We start from the raw sequence: 23,838 nt of genomic DNA, 5'->3' as shown, positions 1-23,838 counted from the left end.
GATGATGGGTGAGTTGATCATTCTGGGCGCGTTGGGTGTTCTGCTGGCCGGCGCTGCAGCCAAGACGGCCGAGGCGAAAAAGGTTCGGGTTCGGGCCGAAGCAAAGAAGAAACGGGGACGTTGATGGACGGCTCAAGATATGATGACGGCAGCACGGACGCGCTGAGCGGAGAACAGAAGATCCGCAATTTCAACATCAACTTCGGCCCGCAACACCCTGCGGCGCACGGGGTTCTGCGTCTTGTTCTTGAGCTGGACGGCGAGATCGTCGAGCGTTGTGACCCGCATATTGGCTTGCTGCACCGTGGTACTGAGAAGCTGATGGAAAGCCGGACCTATCTGCAGAACCTACCGTATTTTGATAGGCTGGATTATGTGGCGCCGATGAATCAGGAACATGCCTGGTGTCTGGCTATCGAGAAATTGACCGGTGTCGAGGTGCCGCGCCGTGGTTCGCTGATCCGGGTTCTGTATTCCGAGATCGGGCGCATTCTGAACCACCTTCTGAACGTCACCACACAGGCGATGGATGTCGGCGCGCTGACCCCACCTCTCTGGGGTTTTGAAGAACGCGAAAAGCTGATGGTGTTTTATGAGCGCGCCTGTGGTGCCCGTCTGCACGCCGCCTATTTCCGCCCCGGTGGTGTACATCAGGATCTGCCGCCCGAGCTGCTGGACGATATCGAGGCATGGAGCCATGAATTCCCAGCGGTTCTGGACGATATTGATGGTCTGCTGACCGAAAACCGTATCTTCAAACAGCGCAACGCCGATATTGGCGTGGTGACCGAGGATGACATCCAGAAATACGGCTTCTCGGGCGTGATGGTGCGTGGATCGGGTCTGGCCTGGGACCTGCGCCGGGCGCAGCCCTATGAGTGCTATGACGAGTTCGAATTCCAGATCCCCGTCGGCAAGAACGGCGACTGCTATGACCGCTATCTGGTTCGGATGGAAGAGATGCGTCAATCGCTGCTGATCATCCGTCAGGCCATCGCCAAAATCCGCGACTGCCCCGGAGACGTGCTGGCACGGGGTAAGATCACCCCGCCGAAGCGCTCGGACATGAAGACTTCGATGGAAAGCCTGATCCATCACTTCAAGCTTTACACCGAAGGCTTCCACGTGCCTGCGGGCGAGGTTTATGCCGCCGTCGAGGCCCCCAAGGGGGAGTTCGGCGTCTATCTGGTCGCCGACGGCAGCAACAAACCCTACCGCGCCAAGCTGCGCGCACCGGGTTTCCTGCACCTGCAAGCCATGGACCACATCGCCGGAGGCCACCAACTGGCGGATGTTGCTGCCATCATCGGCACCATGGACGTTGTGTTTGGGGAGATTGATCGGTGAGACGTCTTGCCCTGATCTTTGCCCTTGCAGCGGCCACTCCGTTGCATGCCACGTCGACACATCCGACGGCAAAAGTGCTTGAAGTTATGCGTGAAAACGGTTGTCGGCTGGATGTCTCGCGGGTTGAGGATGCGTTTTCTGCACGTGACTTGCGCCCCGAGGATGTCAGTGCGGTGGTAAATGGATGGGCCGAGCAAGGATTGGCCGGGCTGGATGGGCCTACATTCGAGATCGCACCGGCAATCTGCGGTGCGCATGGGCTGGCGTCCGAAAACGCGGCGGGCCGCGCCGACGCACTTTACGATTTCGTGCGCCTGAACGGCTGCCGTATGGTCGAGGAAGAGGCTGAAATCAAACTGCGACCTGCCGGATTTACCCAAGCCGAAACACCCGACTTGATTGCCCGTCTTGTGGATCAAGGCCGGGCGCATCAGGAAGACCCCTATATTATCGTGATCGGAGATGCCTGCTAATGCTGCGCCGTCTGCACCCCGAACAACCCGAAAACTTCGCCTTTACCGCTGCCAATCAGCAATGGGCAGAAGCGCAGATCACCAAATACCCTGAGGGCCGTCAGGCCAGCGCGGTCATCCCGCTTTTATGGCGCGCGCAAGAGCAGGAGGGCTGGCTGAGCCGTCCGGCGATTGAATCCGTCGCCGATATACTGGGTATGGCCTACATCCGTGTACTTGAGGTTGCGTCCTTCTACTTCATGTTTCAGCTGCAACCGGTTGGGTCTGTCGCGCATATTCAGGTCTGCGGCACGACGTCGTGCATGATCTGCGGGGCCGAGGATCTGATCGCGGTCTGTAAAGAAAAGATCGCAGCGAAACCGCATGAACTGTCTGCGGACGGCAAGTTGAGCTGGGAAGAGGTGGAGTGCCTCGGATCCTGCACCAACGCGCCGATGGCGCAAATCGGTAAGGATTATTACGAAGACCTGACCGCCGAGAGCTTTGGCAAGATCCTCGATGATTTGGTGGCGGGCAAAGTTCCTGCACCGGGTCCGCAAAACGGACGTTATGCAGCAGAACCGCTTAAAGGTCTGACCAGTCTGACCGAGCATGAGGCGGGAAAACCTCAGTACAACGCCAGCGTCGAATTGGCGACGGATCTGGGCGACACGGTCAAGCGCATTGACGGGACCGAGGTTCCGATCCTGACACCGTGGCTTGGTAAGGACGGCAAGCAGGCAGGTGCGTCGGCGGCAGCAGAACCGCCCAAGGTGCCTGAGGCTCCGAAACCGGCCGTGAAGCAAGCGGCAGAGGCGAAAGCCAAGCCTGCTACCAAGGAAGTCAAAGCCAAACCCGCTGACGTCAAAGAAGACCAGCCCGAAACCCTGACGGGTGCACGCGATGGTAAGGCCGATGACCTGAAGCTGTTGAAAGGCGTCGGCCCCAAGCTGGAACAGACGCTGAACGAGCTGGGTTTCTATCACTATGACCAGATCGCCGCGTGGACGCCCGAGCACGTGGCTTGGGTCGACGCGCGTTTGAAATTCAAAGGCCGGATCGAACGGGATGACTGGATCGAACAGGCGGCCAGATTGGCTGCGGGTGAAGAGACCGAGTTTGCCAAACGTGCCAAGGAAGATGGCACGTACGAAGACTAGACGGGTGCCCAACCGGGCATCGGGGGAAGATGGACAAAGACAAGGAACTGGCCATAGCCCGTAAGGGCCGACATATCGGGGTGGTCATCGCTGTGACCATGCTGATCTGGCTTGGCATGAACATGTTCATTGGCCCCGCGCTGGGTTTGACGACCCGGCATGCTCTGCTGTTTGACCTCGCTGCTCTGGCGGCGTTCATTTATGCGGGCATTAATATTTTTCAACTCTGGCGCATGCGTCAGGACAGCTGAAGGTAACACACGATGCTGAAGGATCAGGACCGGATCTTCACCAACATCTACGGGATGCATGAGCGCACGCTGAAAGGCGCGCAAGCCCGCGGGCATTGGGACGGCACTTCTGGCCTGATAGGCAACGGTCGTGACTGGATCATTCAGACGATGAAGGATTCTGGCCTTCGTGGTCGTGGTGGAGCGGGTTTCCCGACGGGTTTGAAATGGTCATTCATGCCCAAGGAAAGCGACGGTCGTCCGTCTTATCTGGTGGTAAACGCCGACGAATCCGAACCTGGCACCTGCAAAGATCGCGAGATCATGCGCCATGATCCGCACACGCTGATCGAAGGCTGCCTGATCGCGTCGTTCGCGATGAATGCTCACACCTGCTACATCTACCTGCGCGGCGAATACATTCGCGAACGTGAGGCGCTGCAGGCCGCGATTGATGAGGCCTATGATGCGGGCCTGCTGGGCAAGAACGCGGCCAGTACAGGTTGGGATTTCGATATCTTCCTGCATCATGGGGCAGGGGCCTATATCTGCGGCGAAGAAACCGCCCTGATCGAAAGCCTAGAAGGCAAGAAGGGTATGCCGAGGATGAAACCCCCGTTCCCGGCAGGGGCGGGTCTGTATGGTTGCCCGACAACTGTGAACAACGTGGAATCGATTGCGGTTGTGCCGACTATCCTGCGCCGGGGCGCCGATTGGTTTGCCGGCTTTGGGCGCCAGAACAACGCAGGCACAAAACTGTTTGCGATCTCGGGTCATGTGAACAACCCGTGTGTTGTCGAAGAGGCGATGTCGATTTCCTTCGAAGAGCTGATCGAAACCCATTGCGGCGGCATTCGCGGCGGTTGGGACAATCTGCTTGCCGTGATCCCGGGGGGGTCGTCGGTTCCTTGCGTGCGCGGTGAGAACATGCGTGACGCGATCATGGATTTTGATTATCTGCGCAACGATCTGGGCTCGGGCCTGGGCACAGCTGCGGTGATCGTGATGGACAAGTCCACCGACATCATCAAGGCGATTTGGCGTCTGTCGAAATTCTACAAGCATGAAAGCTGTGGCCAATGTACGCCGTGCCGCGAAGGCACCGGCTGGATGATGCGTGTGATGGACCGTCTGGTACGCGGCGAGGCCGAACCGGAAGAGATCGACATGCTGTTCGACGTGACCAAACAGGTCGAAGGTCACACGATCTGTGCACTCGGTGACGCGGCAGCCTGGCCGATCCAGGGCCTGATCCGCAACTTCCGTGAAGAAATCGAAGACCGCATCAAGGCCCAGAAATCGGGCCGCATGGGTGCGATGGCGGCGGAGTAAGCGAGATGAATATCTTTGCAGAATATGGCCACGCGATTGCGTCGGTTGTGCTTTTCACACTGGTTGTTCTGGTCTTGGCCCCGTTTTCGGCGCTGGCCAAGCAGGGCAAGGGCCTCGCGCCGGGGGCAACCCCAGAGCAGAACTACGCCGATCAAGCCTATCGTCTGAACCGGGCCTATCTGAATGGAACGGAAACGCTTCCGGCGTTTGCGACCGTTGTGACAGCGGCCGTTTTGCTGGGTGCCAGCCCGCTCTGGGTCAATCTGCTGGCGTCCGTCGCTTTGGTGGCGCGATTGGTGATGTTGGTGGTGCATATAAAGGGCATAGGAAAACCGAACAGCGGTCTGCGGTCTGTGCTTTATGTTTTGGGATGGGCCTGCATGATTGTGATCGGGCTTATGGCACTGGTGGCGGCGTTTTGATTGTGGCGCGGCGGATAAGAACACAAAGAGGGAAACTATGAAGGCCCCAAGAACCCTTATTGTCGTGCTGGCGCTAGCGAGCGTGTCCGCATGCGGTATTATTAAACCGTCAGAGGATCGTATCCTGTTCGACGGAAAGTCATTCAGGACCAAGGCGAAGGTGGTCGACAAGAAAGCATCGCCGACCGATTTTACAGTTGTCGTGAAAGGCGTGTCCGCATCATTGGACGGCGCGCGCGAGGCTGGCCGCCATGAAGGCACCAAGTTCTGTGTTCAGAATTTTGGGTCGTCGCGTATAAACTGGAAAGTTGGCCCGGATACTGAACCGCAAAATCTCCGCATCAGTGATGATCAACTGACATTTGCGGGAACCTGCCAACGGCCATGACACGCCTTTTTGCATATCATGACGCGACTGACGGGCTGTTATTGCCTAGCAAGGCCGAACCAACTCGTTTTGGAGCTTCCAAAACGAAAGGAAGTGTCATGTCTTTTGCAAAAATGTTCGGTCTGGCCGCTCTGACGGCTTTCCCTGCTATGGCAGAAGCGAAGCCGCCCTTGAGGGATGTCAAAGAGATCGACAATGAACTCTATTACATCGCCATCGCAAATGAGATTTCGGAATACTGCCCCTCGATCAGCGGGCGGCGATTGAAAGCGATCAGCGTGATGTGGGGGCTGCGGTCCAAAGCGAACAAACTGGGATACTCGGACGCGGAAATCCGGTCATATGTCGAGTCGGATGCTGAAAAGGACCGGATGCGGGCCAAGGGAGGGGCGTATTTGACCCAAAACGGCGTGACATACGACGACCCCAACACATTCTGCTCGCTTGGGCAGAAAGAAATACAAAGAAATAGCGCCATAGGCGTGTACTTGAGGGCGAATTGAGGATGGGGTTCTGTACTTTCACCAAAGCCTTATGTGGTTGTTTGTTGCTGGTACTTGTTGCCGGATGCCAGACGACCACCAACGAGACAGCGGAAACGGCTGCCTCACGTTCTCAGTTCCGCACCGAAATCCCGGAAAACCTGTATGATGTCGCCTTCGCCAATGCGATGGCCCAGCAAATTGCGATTGGCTGCCCGACTTTGTCAGTGGATCGATCACGGATTGCGCGAAGCATGAAAGCCACTGCCGATGATCTTGAAGCCAAAGGGTATCGGGAAAGCGACTTTAAGTATCTCGAAGAAAATATGCCTCGGAAACGGATACAGGATGATGCAATCCGCTATATCCAGGAAAGGGGGATCGTCGTGGGCGTGCCAGAGACAATGTGTTCAGCGGGCCGAAGCGAGATCGCCAAAAGCTCTACCATTGGCACATTCCTGAAAGGTTGAAGTCACTATGTCTGACCTCCGCAAAGTAAACATCGACGGGCAGGAAATCGAAGTCGATGGTGCGATGACACTGATCCAGGCCTGTGAACAGGCTGGGGTCGAAGTGCCGCGTTTCTGCTATCACGAGCGTCTGTCGATCGCCGGGAACTGCCGAATGTGTCTGGTTGAGGTTGTCGGCGGGCCACCAAAGCCTGCGGCGTCCTGCGCGATGCAGGTGCGCGACCTTCGTCCAGGGCCTGAGGGCCAGCCGCCGGTGGTCAAGACCAACTCGCCCATGGTTAAGAAAGCCCGCGAAGGGGTGATGGAGTTCCTGCTGATCAACCACCCGCTGGATTGCCCGATCTGCGATCAGGGTGGTGAGTGCGACCTGCAGGATCAGGCCATGGCTTATGGTGTCTCGGGTTCGCGTTTCAAAGAGGCGAAGCGCGCTGTCGATGATCTGGATCTTGGCCCGCTGGTTGGCACTGCGATGACCCGCTGCATCAGCTGTACACGCTGCGTGCGGTTCACGACCGAGGTCGCCGGGATCACTCAGATGGGTCAGACCGGGCGCGGTGAGGATTCCGAGATCACGTCCTATCTGAATCAGACGTTGGACTCGAACCTGCAAGGAAACATCATCGACCTGTGCCCTGTTGGGGCGCTGACCTCAAAACCTTATGCATTTACGGCACGTCCATGGGAATTGACGAAAACTGAGAGCATCGACGTCATGGATGCTCTGGGCTCGAACATCCGCGTGGACACGAAAGGGCGCGAAGTGATGCGCTTCCTACCGCGCAACCATGATGGCGTGAACGAGGAATGGATCAGTGACAAGACCAGGTTCGTCTGGGATGGTCTGCGCCGCCAACGTTTGGACAAGCCATATATCCGTGAAAACGGCAAATTGCGCCCTGCCTCGTGGCCCGAGGCACTGACCAAGGCCGCCGAGGCATTAAAAGCGGCTGAGAAACCTGCCGGGATAGTTGGCGATCAAACTTCTGTTGAGGCTGCGTTCGCGCTCAAACAAATGATCGAAAGGCAGGGCGGCATTGTCGAGTGCCGTACCGATGGTGCCAATTTGCCTGCTGGAAACCGTGGTGCTTACGCCGGGACCGCGGCAATCGAAGACATCGACAGCGCGGAGCGTATCCTGCTGATCGGGACCAACCCTCGTGAAGAGGCTCCGGTTCTGAACGCGCGCATCCGCAAAGCGTGGACGCACGGGGCCGAGTTGGCTCTGGTCGGTCAAGCGGTCGATCTGACCTATGACTATTACCACGTTGGCGACGATCGCGCGGCACTGCAAAAAGTCGTCGATATGGGCGGTGATGATGAGATCAAGGGCAAACGCTCTTTGGTTATCGTCGGACAAGGCGCGCTGCAAGAGGCCGACGGAGCCGCCGTTCTTGCTGCCGCTCAAACCATTGCCGCCAATACCGATAGTGGCCTGATCGTTTTGCACACGGCAGCTTCGCGCGTGGGCGCGATGGATGTGGATGCCACCAACGAAGGTGGCATGGACGCCGTCAACGCAGCGGATGTGATTTTTAATCTGGGCGCCGATGAGGTTGAGATCGCCGACGGTGCTTTTGTCATCTATCAGGGAAGCCACGGCGACCGGGGTGCCCATCGCGCCGATGTGATCCTGCCGGGTGCGGCTTATACCGAGGAAAACGGTCTGTTCGTAAACACAGAAGGTCGTCCTCAACTGGCGATGCGCGCTGGGTTTGCGCCGGGTGAAGCCAAGGAAAACTGGGCGATCCTGCGGGCTCTGTCTGACGAGTTGGGCGCAACACTGCCGTTTGACTCGCTGGCACAACTGCGCAGCGCACTGATCGAAGCGGTACCGCATCTGGCCCGTATAGACGAAGTGATCGGGAACGAGGTTCAGGCGCTTGACGCCGGACCGCTGGGCAAAGCAAGTTTCCGCAATGCGATCAAGGATTTCTATCTGACCAACCCGATCGCGCGCGCCTCGCAATTGATGGCCGAGCTTTCGGCGCAGTCGCAATCCCGCAAGGCAGAGAAGATCGCGGCGGAATGAACCAGACCTGTTTCATATCGCAGACGAACGCAACTGCCGAGCGGCAGTTGGCCGCGTTTGATTTGCGTATGAAACTAAAGAAAAAGGGTGGCGCAATGGCGGCAGATGCTGTTTACACCAACGCGCCGACCCAGTCGCTCGTTGCGCAGGCATCTGGCCTTTGCATCGCGCGCGGAAAACGGAATACCCACGGTGTGAGGACCAATGGCAGAATTCTTTAACACCCCAGGCGGAATAGCCATCATCATTCTGGCGCAAGTCCTTGCAGTCGTTGCGTTCGTGATGATCTCGCTGTTGTTCCTTGTTTACGGCGACCGCAAGATCTGGGCCGCCGTCCAGATGCGCCGCGGCCCCAACGTGGTTGGCGTCTATGGCATCCTTCAATCGGTGGCCGACGCACTGAAATACGTGGTGAAAGAGGTCGTCATTCCCGCCGGGGCCGACCGTGCCGTGTTTATTCTGGCGCCATTGACCAGCTTTGTTCTGTCGCTGATCGCCTGGGCGGTGATCCCGTTCAATGATGGCTGGGTGTTGTCGGACCTCAATGTTGCTGTGCTGTACGTTTTCGCCGTTTCCTCGCTGGAGGTTTATGGCGTGATCATGGGCGGTTGGGCGTCGAACTCAAAGTACCCCTTCCTGGGCTCGCTGCGATCCGCCGCGCAGATGATCTCCTATGAGGTGTCTATCGGACTGATCATTATCGGCGTGATCATCTCGACCGGGTCGATGAATTTCGGCGCCATCGTGGGTGCGCAGGATACCGGATATGGTTTCTTCGGCTGGTACTGGCTGCCGCATTTCCCGATGGTCTTCCTGTTCTTCATCTCGGCGCTCGCGGAAACCAACCGCCCGCCGTTCGACCTGCCCGAGGCGGAATCGGAACTCGTGGCCGGTTATCAGGTGGAATACTCCGCAACCATGTTCCTGCTGTTCATGGCAGGTGAATACATCGCCATCTTCCTGATGTGCGCCCTGACAACGCTGCTGTTCTTTGGCGGTTGGCTGTCACCGATCCCCGGCCTGCCGGATGGCGTGTTGTGGATGGTTGGCAAGATGACGTTCTTCTTCTTCATTTTCGCAATGGTCAAGGCCATCACGCCCCGCTACCGCTATGACCAACTGATGCGGCTGGGCTGGAAAGTGTTCCTGCCGTTCTCGCTGGCCTGGGTGGTATTTGTGGCCTTCGCAGCGAAATTCGAGTGGTTCTGGGGCATCTTCGCCCGTTGGTCAGTGGGGGGATAAAATGACACAGATCGACTACACCCGCGCCGCCAAGTATTTCCTTCTGCAGGATTTCTGGGTCGGCATGAAGCTGGGATTGAAGTACTTCTTCGCGCCCAAGGCGACCCTCAACTACCCGCACGAAAAGGGCCCACTGTCGCCGCGCTTCCGGGGCGAGCACGCCCTGCGCCGCTATCCCAATGGCGAGGAACGCTGCATTGCCTGCAAACTGTGCGAAGCGATCTGCCCGGCGCAGGCCATCACCATCGACGCCGAGCCACGCGAAGACGGCAGCCGCCGCACCACGCGCTATGACATCGACATGACCAAATGCATCTATTGCGGCTTCTGTCAGGAAGCCTGCCCGGTCGATGCCATCGTCGAAGGTCCGAACTTCGAATTCGCCACCGAGACCCGCGAAGAGCTGTTCTACGACAAGGAAAAACTGCTGGATAACGGCGAACGCTGGGAAGCCGAGATCGCCCGCAATCTGGAAATGGACGCGCCTTATAGGTGATCGGGGACGTTATGAATAGTGCAACTGAAAATATGCAGTATCAGGTAACTGGTCTTCCGGCTTTTCTGATCTTTTTGGCAATTGGCTTTTTTGCCTTTGGTCTTCCTTCGATGAAAATCGCGAAGCGCACAGGTTCGTCGCCGTGGTTAGCTCTTTTGATGTCTGTCCCTTTCGTCAACATCGTAGTGATATGGGTTTTTGCTTATTCTTCTTGGCCGGGCGTGGATGGGGTGTCGAACAATGACTGACAGCCCGACAAATCCGTTTGAGCTGATGATGAAGCAGGCGCAGGACATGGCCAAGGCGATGAACCCGGCGATGGAGAATTTCTCGCCCAAGGGGTTCGAGGCGCTGTGGCCGACCATGCCGAAAGAGGTCATGGAGATGATGTTCGGCAACACCGTCAACAAGGACGGCCTGGATGCCAAAACCCGCCTGCTGCTGACGCTGGCCGGGCTGACCTGTCAGGGCGCTCAGGCGGATGCGGCGGTGCGCCAGACCGTGCGCCACGCGCTGGAAGCGGGCGCAAAGAAACAAGAGATCGTGGAAACGATCGGTCAGATGTCGGTCTTTGCCGGCATCCCGGCCATGACCCGCGCGCTCGATCTGGCGCAAGAGGTCATGGGCGACAACGAGGATGAGGATCAATGACCGTCTTTGCCTTCTACCTGTTTGCCATCAGCGCCATCACCGGCGGGCTGTTCACGGTGATCAGCCGCCAGCCGGTGCACTCGGTGCTTTGGCTGATCCTGTCCTTCCTGTCCTCGGCGGGGCTGTTCGTGCTGCTGGGGGCCGAGTTCGTGGCGATGCTGCTGATCATCGTCTACGTCGGCGCGGTCGCGGTGCTGTTCCTGTTTGTGGTGATGATGCTGGACGTGGATTTTGCCGAGCTCAAGGCCGAGATGGCGCGCTATATGCCACTGGCGCTGCTGATCGGTCTGGTCATCCTGATGCAGTTCGTCATGGCCTTCGGGGCCTGGGACAGCGCGCAAGGTGCGGCGGCCAATCTGGCGCAGCCGGTACCAGTAGATCGCCACAACACCGAGGCGCTCGGCGTCATTCTTTACGATCAATACTTCCTTCTGTTCCAACTGGCGGGTCTGATCCTGCTGGTGGCCATGATCGGCGCCATCGTTCTGACGCTGCGCCACCGCAAGGACATCAAGCGTCAGGACATCATCGGCCAGATGATGCGCGACCCGGCCAAGGCGATGGAGTTGAAGGACGTGAAACCGGGGCAGGGGTTGTGACGCGTAACTCCACCTTCGCACTTGCGCTCGCCATATTTTTGACGAGTAACGTGGCATTGGCTTGTTCGCCAGCGCCCGTCAACGAAGGATGGAAATTTAAAGCAGTCCACCCTGATTGTTCTTTTGAGAATGGTGGGCGTGGTAAATGGAATTCCTTCAGGGGGAAGCCAGTTGTCGATTTGGGCAATGGCCGTATTGGACAAAGATTGAACAGTGGCGACGCGTGCTTCTCTCAGCAGAACCTTTTTTTCATGGATTGCTCAATTGCAGACGGAATTGTCATTGGTGGGCAACTCGTGGGCTCGGAGACAAAAATTGGGGCAGATGGCCAGAAGGTTGTGTCACATCCAATAGGTATTCATGAGTCAATCGAACTCATTCAACAGCCGCTAGGGCCAATAGGTCTAGATGAACAGACGACATTGTCTGAGTTGCAGAATATCGCAAAAAACCAAGGTTATCGTAGTACCTCTAGCCTCGATGCATTCTTCGGCAGGACTGCGGTTCAAAAGAAAGTCGACTACACCTGTGGCTGCAAACTCTACTACCCCGACTCGCCAGGAGCGAAGCTATGATCGGACTTGAACACTATCTTACGGTCGCGGCGACGCTGTTCGTCATCGGCATCTTCGGTCTCTTCCTGAACCGCAAGAACGTCATCATCCTGCTGATGAGCATCGAACTGATGCTGCTGGCGGTGAATATCAACTTCGTGGCGTTTTCCAGCTTCCTCGGCGATCTGGTCGGGCAGGTGTTTACGCTGTTCGTGCTGACCGTTGCGGCGGCTGAGGCGGCGATCGGGTTGGCCATTCTGGTCTGTTTCTTCCGCAACCGCGGCTCGATCGCGGTTGAAGACGTCAATATGATGAAGGGCTAAGAGAACTATGGAAACCACCATCCTCTTTGCCCCGCTGGTGGGCGCGCTGCTCTGCGGGTTCGGCTGGCGATTTATCGGCGAGAAGGCCGCCATGTGGACCGCCACGGGCCTGCTGTTTCTGGCCTGTCTGCTGTCATGGATCGTGTTCTTCACCTTTGACGGCCACACCCAGCAGATCGAGATCATGCGCTGGATCGAGAGCGGCTCGCTGTCGACAAGCTGGGCCATTCGTCTGGATCGTCTGACCGCGATCATGCTGATCGTGGTGACAACTGTTTCTTCACTCGTGCACCTCTATTCCTTTGGCTACATGGATCACGATCCGCAGTGGCGTGAGGGCGAGAGCTATAAGCCGCGTTTCTTTGCCTATCTATCCTTCTTTACCTTCGCCATGTTGATGCTGGTGACAGCAGACAATCTGGTTCAGATGTTCTTTGGATGGGAAGGCGTAGGCGTCGCCTCGTACCTGTTGATCGGGTTCTACTATCGCAAATCCAGTGCCAATGCGGCGGCGATGAAGGCGTTTATCGTCAACCGCGTCGGTGACTTTGGCTTCGCACTGGGGATTTTTGCGCTGTTCTTCCTGACAGACAGCATCAATTTCTCGGATATCTTTGCGTCGGCTCCTGCGCTGGCCGAGGAAAAGCTGCACTTCCTGTGGGGTGAGTGGACCGCGATTGAGGTGATTTGTGTCCTGTTGTTCATTGGTGCCATGGGTAAATCGGCCCAGTTGATCCTGCACACCTGGTTGCCGGACGCGATGGAAGGTCCGACGCCTGTGTCGGCACTGATCCACGCCGCCACCATGGTGACCGCAGGTGTGTTCCTTGTCTGCCGCATGTCACCGCTGATGGAGTTCGCGCCGGGTGCGACCGGGTTCATCACCTTCCTTGGGGCTTCGACCGCGTTTTTCGCCGCGACCGTGGGGCTGGTGCAGACCGACATCAAGCGCGTCATTGCGTATTCGACCTGTTCGCAACTGGGTTACATGTTCGTGGCCGCTGGTGTGGGCATGTATTCGGCGGCGATGTTCCATCTGCTGACACACGCATTTTTCAAGGCACTGTTGTTCCTTGGGGCGGGTTCTGTGATCAACGCAATGCATCACGAGCAGGAGATGACCGAGTATGGTGGTCTGCGGAAGAAGATCCCCTATACATTCTGGGCGATGATGATCGGTACGCTGGCCATCACCGGTGTGGGCATCCCACTGACCACCTTTGGCTTTGCCGGGTTCCTGTCGAAAGACGCGATTATCGAAAGCGCGTATGCCGGTGGCACGGGTTATGCGTTCTGGATGCTGGTGATTGCGGCGATTTTCACCTCGTTCTACAGCTGGCGTCTGATTTTCCTGACCTTCTATGGCGAACCACGTGGGGACAAGCATACCCACGATCACGCTCATGAAAGCCCGATGACCATGCTGGTTCCGCTGGGAGTTCTGTCGCTGGGTGCGGTGTTCTCGGGGATGCTATGGTACAACCAGTTCTTCGGCTACACCGACAAGGTTGCCAAATTCTACGGCATCCCACTGGCGGAAGAGACCGGCGGGCATGGTGAGGCTGCATCGGGCAAAACTCATGGCGAGGTCCTGGCAGATGACGGCCACGGGGAAGCGAAATCTGATAGAGGCGAGGATGGTTATAAGGCCGACAAAAAGCATGCCAGTTTCGGCGGTGAGCCTGGTGAAGGCGCGCTGTATATGGCACCCGACAACAATGTCCTGAACGATGCGCATGAGGCTCCGAAATGGGTAAAGGTCTCGCCGTTTGTTGCGATGTTGCTGGGCTTTATCGTGGCGTACTGGTTCTACATCGTGAACACCACGCTGCCTGCACGTTTGGCTGCGAACCAGCGCCCGCTGTATTTGTTCCTGCTGAACAAGTGGTACTTTGATGAGATTTATGACGCGATCTTCGTCAGACCCACCATGGCGCTTGGCCGCTTCTTATGGAAACGCGGGGACGGCAAATCAATTGATGGTTTCCTGAACGGAGTAGCAATGGGCGTTGTTCCCTTCTTTACCCGCCTCGCAGGCAAGGCGCAGACCGGGTACATCTTTACCTATGCCTTCTGGATGGTGCTGGGCATTGCAGCCCTTGTGACCTGGATGTCTATCGGCGGAGGGGCCCACTAATGGACAATATCCTATCTATTGTCACATTCATCCCAGCCATTGCAGCGGGCATTCTGGCCCTGTTCCTGCACGGTGATGATGCGGCGGCACAACGGAACGCCAAGTGGATTGCTCTTCTGGCCACCACTGTGACCTTCCTGGTTTCAATTGGTATCTATACTGGTTTTGATCCCGCCAATACCGGCTTCCAGATGGTGGAAGAGGGTGGGTGGCTGATGGGCCTCAAATACAAGATGGGCGTGGATGGCATCAGTGTTCTGTTCGTTCTGCTGACCACCTTCATCATGCCATTGACCATTCTGGCCAGCTGGAACGTGACTGACCGCGTCAAGGAATACATGGTGGCGTTCCTGCTGCTGGAAACGCTGATGCTCGGCGTGTTCATGGCGCTGGATCTGGTGCTGTTCTATTTGTTCTTCGAAGCGGGCTTGATCCCGATGTTCCTGATCATCGGCATCTGGGGCGGCAAGGACCGGGTTTACGCCAGCTTCAAGTTCTTCCTCTACACTTTCCTCGGTTCGGTTCTGATGCTGGTGGCCATGGTGGCTATGTATGCGGATGCGGGCACCACGGATATTGAGGCACTGATGACACATCAGTTCTCGTCCGAAAGCTTCAGCGTGCTGGGCATCTATGTGGTTGGCGGTATGCAGACGCTGATGTTCCTGGCCTTCTTTGCCTCGTTTGCAGTGAAAATGCCGATGTGGCCGGTGCACACCTGGTTGCCCGATGCGCACGTACAGGCCCCGACCGCGGGCTCAGTGGTACTGGCGGCGATCCTGCTGAAAATGGGCGGCTATGGTTTCTTGCGGTTCAGCCTGCCGATGTTCCCTGTGGGTTCTGCGGTGATGACCGATCTGGTGCTGTGGATGTCGGCCATTGCGGTTGTCTACACCTCGCTGGTGGCGTTGGTGCAGGAGGATATGAAGAAGCTGATAGCTTATTCCTCGGTCGCGCATATGGGTTTTGTGACCATGGGCATTTTTGCGGCGAACCAACAGGGCATTGATGGCGCAATTTTCCAGATGCTCAGCCACGGGTTCATCTCGGCCGCGCTCTTCCTTTGCGTAGGCGTGATCTATGACAGGATGCATACCCGCGATATCGAGGCTTATGGTGGTCTGGTCATACGGATGCCTGCCTATGCACTGGTCTTCATGCTGTTCACCATGGCCAATGTCGGTTTGCCCGGCACATCCGGTTTCATCGGCGAATTCCTGACCCTGATGGGGGCCTTCCAGGTCAATACCTGGGTGACAGCCGTGGCCGCGACGGGTGTGATCTTTTCGGCCGGTTATGCGCTGTGGCTGTACCGTCGCGTGGTCTTTGGCGACCTGATCAAGGAAAGCCTGAAGGCGATGACAGACATGAGCTCGCGCGAGCGGTTGATCTTTGCTCCGCTGATCGTGATGACCATCCTTCTGGGCATCTACCCGTCGCTGGTGACCGATGTGATCGGTCAATCCACAGCCGCGCTGATTTCGAACTATGACACGGCTCTGGCCGCGGCTGACGCCGCGACCCAGACAGCCGCTTCGCATTAAGGGAGCTTTGGAGACATGATCCAGGCTGATCTGACAATAATCCTGCCGGAAGTCATTCTGGCGCTCTATGCGATGGCGGCGCTGCTGGGGGCTGTCTACACGACGAAGGATGGGCTGGCACCTTTGCTGGTCTGGACCACGGCTGGTCTGATGGCCCTTCTGGCAATCTGGATCGCCACCCAGGGCGAGGGCACCAATGTGGCGTTTAACGGCATGTTTGTGGATGACAGTTTCGCCCGCTTTGCCAAGGTCGCCATCCTGTTGTCGGCTGGCGCCGTTCTGGTCATGAGCCAGGAATACATGGCACGCCGTGATCTGCTGCGTTTTGAATACCCGTTGTTGGTGGCTTTGGCTGCCGTTGGCATGATGATGATGGTCAGCGCGGGCGATCTGATGTCCTTGTACATGGGCCTCGAGCTGCAATCTCTGTCTCTCTACGTTGTTGCCGCATTGCGTCGTGATAGCGCGAAATCAACTGAGGCAGGTCTGAAGTACTTCGTACTTGGCGCACTGAGCTCGGGTCTGCTGCTCTATGGCGCTTCGCTTGTCTATGGCTTCACCGGCACCACGCTGTTCTCGGGTATTATCCAGACAGTACATCACGGCGATGTTTCGATTGGTCTGCTGTTTGGCCTGATCTTCCTGATCTCGGGTCTGGCCTTCAAAGTATCGGCGGTTCCGTTTCATATGTGGACGCCGGACGTCTACGAGGGCTCACCCACACCGATCACAGCCTTCTTTGCCACCGCTCCGAAAGTTGCAGCGATGGCATTGTTTGCGCGCCTGCTGCACGACGCGTTTGGCGGTGTTGTCAAAGATTGGCAGCAAGTGATTGTCCTGCTCTCGGTACTATCGATGCTTCTGGGTGCTGTGGCCGCGATTGGACAGCGTGACATCAAACGTCTGATGGCGTTCTCGTCGATTGCCCATATGGGTTATGCGCTAATCGGCCTTGCCGCGGGCACCGAGTTGGGCATAAAGGCAATGCTGATGTATCTGGCTATCTATGTGACCATGAATATCGGTACCTTTGCTTTCATCCTGATGATGGAACGGGACGGTAAGCCCATCACCGACATTGATGCTCTGCGCCAGTATTCCAGGCGTGATCCGGGTAAGGCGCTGGCGGTTCTGATTCTTATGTTCAGCCTTGCAGGTGTGCCGCCGATGCTAGGTTTCTTTGCAAAGTTCGGCGTCTGGCAAGCGGGCGTCAGTGCGGGGCTGACCGGTCTGGTCGTCGTCTCAGCTATCTCTTCGGTTATCGGTGCCTTCTATTACTTGCGGATCGTGTTCTACATGTATTTCGGGGCAGAGAACGAAGAGCCGATCGAAACCCGATCGACACCCGTTCTGTGGGTGGCATTGATGGGGTCAGCAGCTTTGATGCTGGTCGGTATCTTTTATCAGTTTGGTGTTGAGGGCGCGGCGGCAGCTGCGGCAGCTACGCTTGTCAACTGAACGTTTTGAACACTCAGAAGGAGGGGCTCGGTCGCGCGACCGGGCCTTTTTGATATGACCAAGTGGCCTCAAGGATACGGCCTGCACGAGGTGCAGGAAGTTGACAGCACACTCAACGAGGCGGCGCGGATCGCTCCGAATGCCCGTGGTCCTGTCTGGATCATGGCGCATCATCAAACGGCGGCGCGCGGGCGGCGCGGACGGGCGTGGGCGAACCCTATGGGCAATCTGGCAACGACGTTGCTGTTGCGTCCTCAGGGCGCGCCGGACCAGGCGGCCTTGCGCAGTTTCGTGGCCGCGCTGGCGTTGTTTGATGCCTGTGTCGCCGTGACCGGGCGGGCCGAAGGACTGTCGCTGAAATGGCCCAATGATGTGTTGCTGAACGGCGGAAAGCTGGCCGGTATTTTGCTGGAAAGCACCGGGCAGGGGCACGGTGTGGCGCATCTGGCTATCGGCATCGGTGTGAATCTGGCCAATGCTCCGGACGCGGATGCGGTTGAACCCGGTGCGCTCCGTCCGGTCTCATTGCTGTCGGAAACCGGGGCACACGTCTCGCCAGAGGATTTTCTGACGGAACTTGCGGCCGCCTACGCCACCTACGAAACTCAATTCACCACCTATGGGTTCGATCCAATCCGTACCTCCTGGCTGGCCCGCGCGGCCCGGTTGGGTGAGGTCATCACCGCACGCACCGGAACGTCAGAGACGGTTGGAACCTTCGAAACGGTGGACGCAAGCGGTAACCTTGTCTTAAAAACCGCCAAGGGCCGCGTCAACATTCCTGCGGCGGATGTCTATTTCTGAGAGGGGCACAGATGCTTCTGGCCATCGATTGCGGCAATACCAATACCGTTTTCTCGATCTGGGACGGTGACGAGTTCCTGTGTACCCTGCGCACCTCGACCCACCATGCGCGCACGGCAGACGCATATTTCACCTGGTATTCGACTCTGGTGAAGCACTACGGAATCGAAGCGGACATCACCGATGTGATCATAGCTTCGACTGTTCCGCGTGTTGTGTTCAATTTGCGCATCTTCGCCGACCGCTTCTTTGGCTGCAGACCGCTGGTAGTGGGTAGACCAGATTGCCCGCTGCCTGTACCGCCTCGTGTGGATGAAGGAACCGTGCCTGGCCCGGACCGATTGGCCAATGCAGTTGGTGCTTTTGACCGCCATGGCGGCAATGTGGTTGTCGTGGATTTTGGCACTGCAACAAATTTCGATGTTGTGGCTGCCGATGGAGCTTATGTGGGTGGCATTATCGCTCCGGGTGTGAACCTGAGCCTTGAGGCGCTGCATCAGGGTGCAGCGGCACTGCCGCATATTGATATTACACGACCGGACAAGGTGATCGGTACGAATACGGTTGGTTGTATCCAATCGGGTGTGTATTGGGGATATTCCGGCCTGATCGAGGGGCTGATCGCCCGGATTAAGGCCGAATACGGAATGCCGATGAAAGTCGTTGGAACCGGCGGGCTCGCCCCCTTGTTCGATCAGGCCGACGTGGGGTTCGACGCAATCGAAGATGATCTGACGATGCACGGTCTGACCGTGATCCATCGCTATAACAAGGATAATGGCTCCTCATGAGCAGCGAAAGATTGATCTACCTGCCGCTGGGTGGCGCGGGCGAAATTGGCATGAACGCCTATGTGTACGGCTACGGAGCGCCGGGGCAAGAGCGTCTGATCCTTGTGGATCTGGGCGTAACCTTTCCCGACATGGACACCACGCCAGGCGTTGACCTGATCCATGCGGATATTTCGTGGCTGAAAGAGCGCGCCGACCGGCTGGATGGCGTTTTCGTCACGCACGCCCATGAAGACCATGTCGGTGCCGTTGCCCATTGCTATGAAGCCTTGGGTGCGCCGGTCTATGCGCGGGCCTTCACGGCCAATATCGCGCGTCGCAAGTTGGAAGAACATGGGCACCCGGCCGAAGCGGTGACGACCGTTTCCGCCTGGCCTGAGCAGATTTCTGTCGGGCCATTCACGGTCGGTTTCCTGCCTGTTTCGCATTCGATCCCGGAAAGCGCGGCCTTGGTCATCGATACTCCTGCCGGGCGCGTCGTGCATTCGGGTGACTTCAAACTGGATGCAGCTCCGGTCGTTGGCGAAGCCTTTGATCCCGATCTGTGGGCCGAGGTGGCCAAGCCGGGCGTCAAGGCGCTGGTCTGTGACAGTACAAATGTGTTTTCCACCCATCCGGGCCGTTCGGAATCCGAAGTTGGCCCCGAGATCGTCAAACTGGTTGAAAGCGCTGAAGGTATGGTTGTGGCCACCACTTTTGCCTCAAACGTCGCGCGGGTCAAAACACTTGCTGAAGCGGGCGCGCGTGCAGGACGTTCGGTCGTTCTGCTGGGCCGGGCCATGCGCCGGATGATCGAGGCCTCGACCGAGACCGGTATCCTTGTGGATTTTCCAAAGGTGATCAGCGCCGAAGAGGCGTTGGACCTTCCACGCCAGAACCTGATGCTGATTGTAACCGGCAGCCAGGGCGAACGCCGTGCCGCCAGTGCCCAACTGGCCCGTGGCAAGTACCGTGGTCTGGAGCTGGCCGAAGGCGATCTGTTCCTGTTTTCCTCGAAGACCATTCCCGGGAACGAGCGGGGCGTGATCTTCATTATGAACCAGCTCAGCGAAAAGGGCGTGGATGTGGTGGATGACGGCTCGGGTCTCTATCACGTGTCAGGCCATGCGAACCGACCTGATCTTGAGAAAGTGCACTCGCTTATTGATCCTCAGTTCGTGATCCCGATGCACGGTGAGCACCGCCATCTGCGTGAGCACGCCAAACTGGCGGAACAGGGCGGCAGAACCGGTGTGCTGGCAGTGAATGGCACCATGCTGGATCTCAGCGGTAATGCACCTGTGGTCGTCGATTATGTCGAAACTGGACGTACTTATCTGGACGGAACCGTGAAAATCGGTGCGCTTGACGGCGTGGTGCGGGATCGTATCCGCATGGCCCTGAATGGGCATGTCACTGTGACGGTTGTTCTGGACGAAGAAGACGAACCACTGGGTGAGCCGTGGTGCGATACCATGGGCCTGCCCGAGATCGGAACGTCTCGTGCCGCGTTGATCGAAGTATTGGAAGCGGACCTGAACCAGTTTCTGATGCGGGCTGCAGCCAAGACTCTGCGCGATGATGACAAGCTGGAAGACGAGATGCGCCGGATCGTACGGCAGACAGCCAGATCGGAAATCGGCAAAAAGCCCGAAGTGACGGTGGTGGTCAGCCGGATGCGGTGAAACCAGCCTGTCAGTCGTGGTCGGGCATCGGATAGCCCCTGAGACGCAGAAACAGATTGGCTTCTTCGTCATTCTTATAGAAGGGAACAGATGAAGGCGGCTCGGACGAGGTAATCCGGGCCGCGATTTCTGCCAGAACAACCTCGGTTATGAAGGGCAGATCCAGATCGCGCGCCCGATCCAGTTGCACCCATTGCAGGTGCGACAGCTCATCCGAGGCGTGACTGAAATCATCCAGATCACCTTGCAGCGCTTCGGCATCTACCAGAAAGAACCGGGCGTCGAACCGGCGGGGGCGGCCGGGCGGTGTTACTGCGCGAAAGACGAATTGCAGCGCAGCCGCAGTCGGCAGATAACCCAGCGTGGAAAAGCTCTGCCAATCGTCAGGCACATTTCCTGGCCAAGCTCCCATCTGGCCGAGAACAAGACCAGTTTCTTCCCACAGCTCGCGTATGGCCGCTGCGGCCAGGGCATGTTGTACACCCGGCTCGGACTGTTCGCCCAAACGTTCAAAGCACAGATCCGGCAATACTGTTGCCAAAGGAACTTCCCCATCAGCCGGATCGACCGCACCACCAGGGAACACGAACTTGTTCGGCATGAAGGCCGCCTTGGACCCGCGTTGGCCCATAAGAATCGATGGGTTGGTCCATCTGTCCCTCAGAACGATAACCGTTGAGGCGTCCCGGATGGCGGTTTTGTCAGGTGTCTTATCCAATCTGATCAACCGGTTCGGGTCACGCGGCTTTTTCAAAGCCATGCATGCGACGCGCCCACTGATACGCTACAACTGCACCTTTCAGGCGCGGCAGAAGGAACAGAGACAACGCGATACAGGCGACAGAAAAGCCAAGGGCCATTGCCCACGGGTCCGGCCGCCAGTTCACATATGACACGTGCAGAGCCGGCGCCAGCAGATGTCCGACCAACAGAATAGTCAGATAGGCCGGCCCGTCATCGGCGCGATTATGAAACAACTCCTGCCCGCAACTCGAGCAGGAATCGTTGACCTTGAGATAGCTGTGCAACAGCTTGCCTTCACCACAGTTGGGGCACTTGCCCCGAAATCCCTTGATCAGGGCGGGCCATGTTTCACGCTCATTTTCGGTGGTCGTCTCGATCGTCTGATCCGTCATAATATAACTCGCGCATTAATCTTTGCCGGATAATGGGCCTGATTGAGTGGATTTAAAAGGGGGGTGCGTCGCTTTGCAACGCCCGACGATTGGGGCGGGTTGCGATTATTCGAAATCCCTCAAAAAAGTTTTCTGGTTCTGCGACGGAAATCATGGCGCGGCCCGTTTGAATGGGTATGAGCAGCGGTTCTCGGACCGCATCAATAAAGGAAAACAGAAATGAAAAACGCGAAATTCATCACGGCGATTGTTCTGTCGGCAGTTGCAGTCACAGGCACGTCCGTTCTGGCCGCTGGCCCGGGTGGCCGTGAGCCTGTGTCCTTTCAGGACCTGGACGCCAACAAAGACGGTCAGGTAACGCAACAGGAGATGGAGGCGCATCGCACCGCTCGGTTCTCGGAGGCAGACACAGATGGGGACGGTCAGCTCAGCCTTGAAGAAATGCAGGCCGCCGCCCAGAAAAAAGCAAGTGATCGGGTCACCAGGATGTTTGAAAACAACGATGCAAACAAAGACGGCTTCCTTAATCAGGATGAGTTGCCGAAACCGCGCCGGGCTGACAAGATGTTTGACCGGATGGATGCGGATAACAGTGGCGGAATCTCGGAACAGGAATTTGCCGATGCCAAAGACCGGATGGGACGGCACCAAAAGAAAAAGCATCACAAATCGAACGCAAACGATAACTGATGCGGGATGGAGGATCTGACCTCCCACCCACAAGACGTTCGCGGAGCAGATTGCTTCGCGAGCACACTCAGCGACGATGCGTTGCTGAGGCAATTCGCCGATGGCGAGGCGGGGGCCGCGCGGGTCTTGACCGATCGGTTGGGGCCACGCTGTTACTCGGTTGCTATGCGCATGTTGGGGAACAGAACCGAGGCAGAAGACGTAACGCAGGATGCGATGATGCGCTTATGGCAGATAGCGCCCGATTGGGTGTCGGGTCAGGCCAAAGTTTCGACCTGGCTGTATCGGGTGACGTTGAACCTGTGTGTGGACATCCGAAGGAAGAAAACGCCCGACAGATTGTCGGACGTTCCCGAGCCTGAAGACGACAAGGCCAGCGTTGTTGACCGAATGCAGGATGAAGCGCGCAAGGATGCTCTGCAGTCGGCCTTGGCGGAACTGCCTGAGCGGCAGCGACAGGCAGTCGTACTGCGCCATATCGAGGAACTGCCCAACCCCGAGATTGCCGGGATTATGGGTGTTTCGGTAGAAGCAGTTGAAAGCCTGACCGCACGTGGCAAACGAAGCCTGACCGTGATTTTGACCGGACGGCGTGAAGAACTGGGGTATGACAATGGCGGATGAAGATTTGGGGCTGGATAATTTGTTTGCGCAGGCGCGGCAAAAGCGAACAGCTCTGCCCGACGATCTGGCCGTGCGAATCCAGACCGATGCTGAGACTATCCGTCTCAGTCGCCTTGCACCTGCACCGCGCCCGAAACCTTCAATATGGGCCAGATTGGTGAGTACTGTAGGAGGGTGGCAGGGCCTTGGCGGGCTTGTTGCCGCAAGTGCCGCCGGTGTCTGGATAGGCTTTTCTGCACCGACCTTTCTGCCTGATCCCGCTAACCTGCTGACGTCGCAGGAGACAACCTTCTTTGTGGCGGACCTTGGATTTGACTCGAGTTTTCTGGAGAACACGGAATGAACGCTGATCCCAAGCCCAAACGCAGGTGGGTACCTGTCGTTCTGGCCGTGTCACTGGCCTTGAACCTTTTGATTGTGGGTATTGCTGTTGGAACGGTATTGCGCCTCAAAGGTGGGGGCCACGCCAAAGCACCGCCGGGCTTTGGGCCTGCTCTGTACCGCGCCTTGCCAAAAGATGATCGCAAGGCGATGCGGGGCGAGTTGTCGGGCTTGCACAAAAAGGGATCCAAGGGCCGGACGCAGGATTTCGACGCACTGAGTCAGGCTTTACGCACAACGCCTTTTGATCCGGTTGCTGTTCAGGCATTGTTGCATCAACAGGCGCAGGCCACCGCCAACCTGCAGCAAGCCCTGCAAACGCAATGGCTGGCGCGCGTGACTGCCATGAGTGATGAAGAACGGCAGGCCTATGCGGACAGATTGCAGGAGGTTGTCAAACGTGGCCCGCATGGGCACAAGAAACGGGACTAA

At 57.4% G+C, this 23,838-nt stretch carries 30 protein-coding genes; 28 read left to right on the top strand and 2 right to left on the bottom strand.

What is annotated here, in order from left to right; genetic code table 11:
* Position 1: 1 nt before the first annotated feature.
* From Q0816_RS01305 to Q0816_RS01190, 24 genes are all read left to right on the top strand, one after another.
* On the top strand, positions 2 to 124 hold the full coding sequence (locus Q0816_RS01305) for a hypothetical protein (RefSeq protein ID WP_298846654.1): 123 nt from the start codon (positions 2 to 4) through the stop codon (positions 122 to 124).
* Complete coding sequence (locus tag Q0816_RS01300) at positions 124 to 1,347, top strand: NADH-quinone oxidoreductase subunit D (protein WP_298846652.1); 1,224 nt, start codon at positions 124 to 126, stop codon at positions 1,345 to 1,347. The genes Q0816_RS01305 and Q0816_RS01300 overlap by 1 nt, the downstream gene beginning before the upstream one ends.
* Complete coding sequence (locus Q0816_RS01295; protein WP_298846650.1) at positions 1,344 to 1,820, top strand: hypothetical protein; 477 nt, start codon at positions 1,344 to 1,346, stop codon at positions 1,818 to 1,820. The genes Q0816_RS01300 and Q0816_RS01295 overlap by 4 nt, the downstream gene beginning before the upstream one ends.
* Positions 1,820 to 2,959, top strand: a complete 1,140-nt coding sequence (gene nuoE / locus Q0816_RS01290; RefSeq protein ID WP_298846647.1) for an NADH-quinone oxidoreductase subunit NuoE — start codon at positions 1,820 to 1,822, stop codon at positions 2,957 to 2,959. Before Q0816_RS01295 ends, nuoE begins: the two co-directional genes overlap by 1 nt.
* Positions 2,960 to 2,988: 29 nt before the next feature.
* Positions 2,989 to 3,210, top strand: a complete 222-nt coding sequence (locus Q0816_RS01285; RefSeq protein WP_298846645.1) for a DUF5337 domain-containing protein — start codon at positions 2,989 to 2,991, stop codon at positions 3,208 to 3,210.
* A 12-nt stretch (positions 3,211 to 3,222) separates the two neighbouring features.
* Positions 3,223 to 4,521: an NADH-quinone oxidoreductase subunit NuoF gene (gene nuoF, locus Q0816_RS01280; protein WP_298846642.1), complete on the top strand. Its 1,299-nt coding sequence runs from the start codon at positions 3,223 to 3,225 to the stop codon at positions 4,519 to 4,521.
* 5 nt (positions 4,522 to 4,526) lie between these two features.
* Entirely contained in the window at positions 4,527 to 4,943 is a 417-nt protein-coding gene (locus tag Q0816_RS01275; RefSeq protein ID WP_298846639.1) for an MAPEG family protein, read from the top strand.
* Positions 4,944 to 4,980: 37 nt separating this feature from the next.
* On the top strand, positions 4,981 to 5,331 hold the full coding sequence (locus Q0816_RS01270; RefSeq protein ID WP_298846636.1) for a hypothetical protein: 351 nt from the start codon (positions 4,981 to 4,983) through the stop codon (positions 5,329 to 5,331).
* 98 nt (positions 5,332 to 5,429) lie between these two features.
* Positions 5,430 to 5,834 (top strand): DUF5333 domain-containing protein, encoded by a 405-nt coding sequence (locus Q0816_RS01265; RefSeq protein ID WP_298846633.1) that lies wholly within the window; start codon positions 5,430 to 5,432, stop codon positions 5,832 to 5,834.
* 44 nt (positions 5,835 to 5,878) lie between these two features.
* Complete coding sequence (locus tag Q0816_RS01260) at positions 5,879 to 6,283, top strand: DUF5333 family protein (protein ID WP_298846630.1); 405 nt, start codon at positions 5,879 to 5,881, stop codon at positions 6,281 to 6,283.
* A gap of 7 nt (positions 6,284 to 6,290) precedes the next feature.
* Complete coding sequence (gene nuoG / locus Q0816_RS01255) at positions 6,291 to 8,312, top strand: NADH-quinone oxidoreductase subunit NuoG (RefSeq protein WP_298846628.1); 2,022 nt, start codon at positions 6,291 to 6,293, stop codon at positions 8,310 to 8,312.
* 204 nt (positions 8,313 to 8,516) lie between these two features.
* The gene (gene nuoH / locus Q0816_RS01250) at positions 8,517 to 9,554 is read left to right on the top strand and encodes an NADH-quinone oxidoreductase subunit NuoH (RefSeq protein WP_298846625.1); all 1,038 of its coding nucleotides are present in this window, start codon (positions 8,517 to 8,519) and stop codon (positions 9,552 to 9,554) included.
* A 1-nt stretch (position 9,555) separates the two neighbouring features.
* On the top strand, positions 9,556 to 10,050 hold the full coding sequence (gene nuoI, locus Q0816_RS01245; RefSeq protein ID WP_037307839.1) for an NADH-quinone oxidoreductase subunit NuoI: 495 nt from the start codon (positions 9,556 to 9,558) through the stop codon (positions 10,048 to 10,050).
* A gap of 11 nt (positions 10,051 to 10,061) precedes the next feature.
* On the top strand, positions 10,062 to 10,298 hold the full coding sequence (locus Q0816_RS01240) for a hypothetical protein (RefSeq protein ID WP_298846612.1): 237 nt from the start codon (positions 10,062 to 10,064) through the stop codon (positions 10,296 to 10,298).
* On the top strand, positions 10,291 to 10,701 hold the full coding sequence (locus Q0816_RS01235; protein WP_298846609.1) for a carboxymuconolactone decarboxylase family protein: 411 nt from the start codon (positions 10,291 to 10,293) through the stop codon (positions 10,699 to 10,701). Before Q0816_RS01240 ends, Q0816_RS01235 begins: the two co-directional genes overlap by 8 nt.
* Positions 10,698 to 11,300: an NADH-quinone oxidoreductase subunit J gene (locus tag Q0816_RS01230; protein ID WP_085821135.1), complete on the top strand. Its 603-nt coding sequence runs from the start codon at positions 10,698 to 10,700 to the stop codon at positions 11,298 to 11,300. Before Q0816_RS01235 ends, Q0816_RS01230 begins: the two co-directional genes overlap by 4 nt.
* Positions 11,297 to 11,875, top strand: coding sequence for a hypothetical protein (locus Q0816_RS01225; RefSeq protein ID WP_298846602.1), 579 nt, complete (start codon positions 11,297 to 11,299; stop codon positions 11,873 to 11,875). The genes Q0816_RS01230 and Q0816_RS01225 overlap by 4 nt, the downstream gene beginning before the upstream one ends.
* Complete coding sequence (gene nuoK / locus Q0816_RS01220) at positions 11,872 to 12,177, top strand: NADH-quinone oxidoreductase subunit NuoK (RefSeq protein ID WP_298846599.1); 306 nt, start codon at positions 11,872 to 11,874, stop codon at positions 12,175 to 12,177. The genes Q0816_RS01225 and nuoK overlap by 4 nt, the downstream gene beginning before the upstream one ends.
* A gap of 7 nt (positions 12,178 to 12,184) precedes the next feature.
* A complete protein-coding gene (gene nuoL / locus Q0816_RS01215; RefSeq protein ID WP_298846596.1) occupies positions 12,185 to 14,314 on the top strand; it encodes an NADH-quinone oxidoreductase subunit L in 2,130 nt (709 codons plus the stop codon).
* The gene (locus Q0816_RS01210; RefSeq protein ID WP_298846593.1) at positions 14,314 to 15,858 is read left to right on the top strand and encodes an NADH-quinone oxidoreductase subunit M; all 1,545 of its coding nucleotides are present in this window, start codon (positions 14,314 to 14,316) and stop codon (positions 15,856 to 15,858) included. The genes nuoL and Q0816_RS01210 overlap by 1 nt, the downstream gene beginning before the upstream one ends.
* A 15-nt stretch (positions 15,859 to 15,873) precedes the next feature.
* Complete coding sequence (gene nuoN, locus Q0816_RS01205; RefSeq protein WP_298846591.1) at positions 15,874 to 17,316, top strand: NADH-quinone oxidoreductase subunit NuoN; 1,443 nt, start codon at positions 15,874 to 15,876, stop codon at positions 17,314 to 17,316.
* A 54-nt stretch (positions 17,317 to 17,370) separates the two neighbouring features.
* Entirely contained in the window at positions 17,371 to 18,120 is a 750-nt protein-coding gene (locus Q0816_RS01200; RefSeq protein WP_298846588.1) for a biotin--[acetyl-CoA-carboxylase] ligase, read from the top strand.
* An 11-nt stretch (positions 18,121 to 18,131) separates the two neighbouring features.
* Positions 18,132 to 18,911, top strand: coding sequence for a type III pantothenate kinase (locus Q0816_RS01195; RefSeq protein ID WP_298846586.1), 780 nt, complete (start codon positions 18,132 to 18,134; stop codon positions 18,909 to 18,911).
* Positions 18,908 to 20,575, top strand: a complete 1,668-nt coding sequence (locus tag Q0816_RS01190) for a ribonuclease J (protein ID WP_298846583.1) — start codon at positions 18,908 to 18,910, stop codon at positions 20,573 to 20,575. Before Q0816_RS01195 ends, Q0816_RS01190 begins: the two co-directional genes overlap by 4 nt.
* A gap of 10 nt (positions 20,576 to 20,585) precedes the next feature.
* Here Q0816_RS01190 and Q0816_RS01185 read toward each other — a convergent pair whose 3' ends face one another.
* Both Q0816_RS01185 and Q0816_RS01180 read right to left on the bottom strand, forming a co-directional pair.
* Entirely contained in the window at positions 20,586 to 21,335 is a 750-nt protein-coding gene (locus Q0816_RS01185) for an NUDIX hydrolase (protein ID WP_298846580.1), read from the bottom strand.
* Complete coding sequence (locus Q0816_RS01180) at positions 21,313 to 21,711, bottom strand: DUF983 domain-containing protein (protein WP_298846577.1); 399 nt, start codon at positions 21,709 to 21,711, stop codon at positions 21,313 to 21,315. Before Q0816_RS01180 ends, Q0816_RS01185 begins: the two co-directional genes overlap by 23 nt.
* A gap of 219 nt (positions 21,712 to 21,930) precedes the next feature.
* Here Q0816_RS01180 and Q0816_RS01175 point away from each other — a divergent pair, with 219 nt between their 5' ends.
* The 4 genes from Q0816_RS01175 to Q0816_RS01160 are packed head-to-tail and all read left to right on the top strand — an operon-like array spanning position 21,931 to position 23,838.
* A complete protein-coding gene (locus Q0816_RS01175; protein ID WP_298846575.1) occupies positions 21,931 to 22,401 on the top strand; it encodes an EF-hand domain-containing protein in 471 nt (156 codons plus the stop codon).
* 6 nt (positions 22,402 to 22,407) lie between these two features.
* A complete protein-coding gene (locus Q0816_RS01170; RefSeq protein ID WP_298846572.1) occupies positions 22,408 to 23,025 on the top strand; it encodes an RNA polymerase sigma factor in 618 nt (205 codons plus the stop codon).
* The gene (locus Q0816_RS01165) at positions 23,015 to 23,368 is read left to right on the top strand and encodes a hypothetical protein (protein WP_298846570.1); all 354 of its coding nucleotides are present in this window, start codon (positions 23,015 to 23,017) and stop codon (positions 23,366 to 23,368) included. Before Q0816_RS01170 ends, Q0816_RS01165 begins: the two co-directional genes overlap by 11 nt.
* Positions 23,365 to 23,838, top strand: a complete 474-nt coding sequence (locus Q0816_RS01160; RefSeq protein ID WP_298846567.1) for a periplasmic heavy metal sensor — start codon at positions 23,365 to 23,367, stop codon at positions 23,836 to 23,838. Before Q0816_RS01165 ends, Q0816_RS01160 begins: the two co-directional genes overlap by 4 nt.

It is taken from the genome of uncultured Ruegeria sp., from assembly GCF_947497005.1.
Taxonomy (GTDB): Bacteria; Pseudomonadota; Alphaproteobacteria; order Rhodobacterales; family Rhodobacteraceae; genus Ruegeria.
This window is presented reverse-complemented; position numbering and strand designations above follow the sequence as displayed.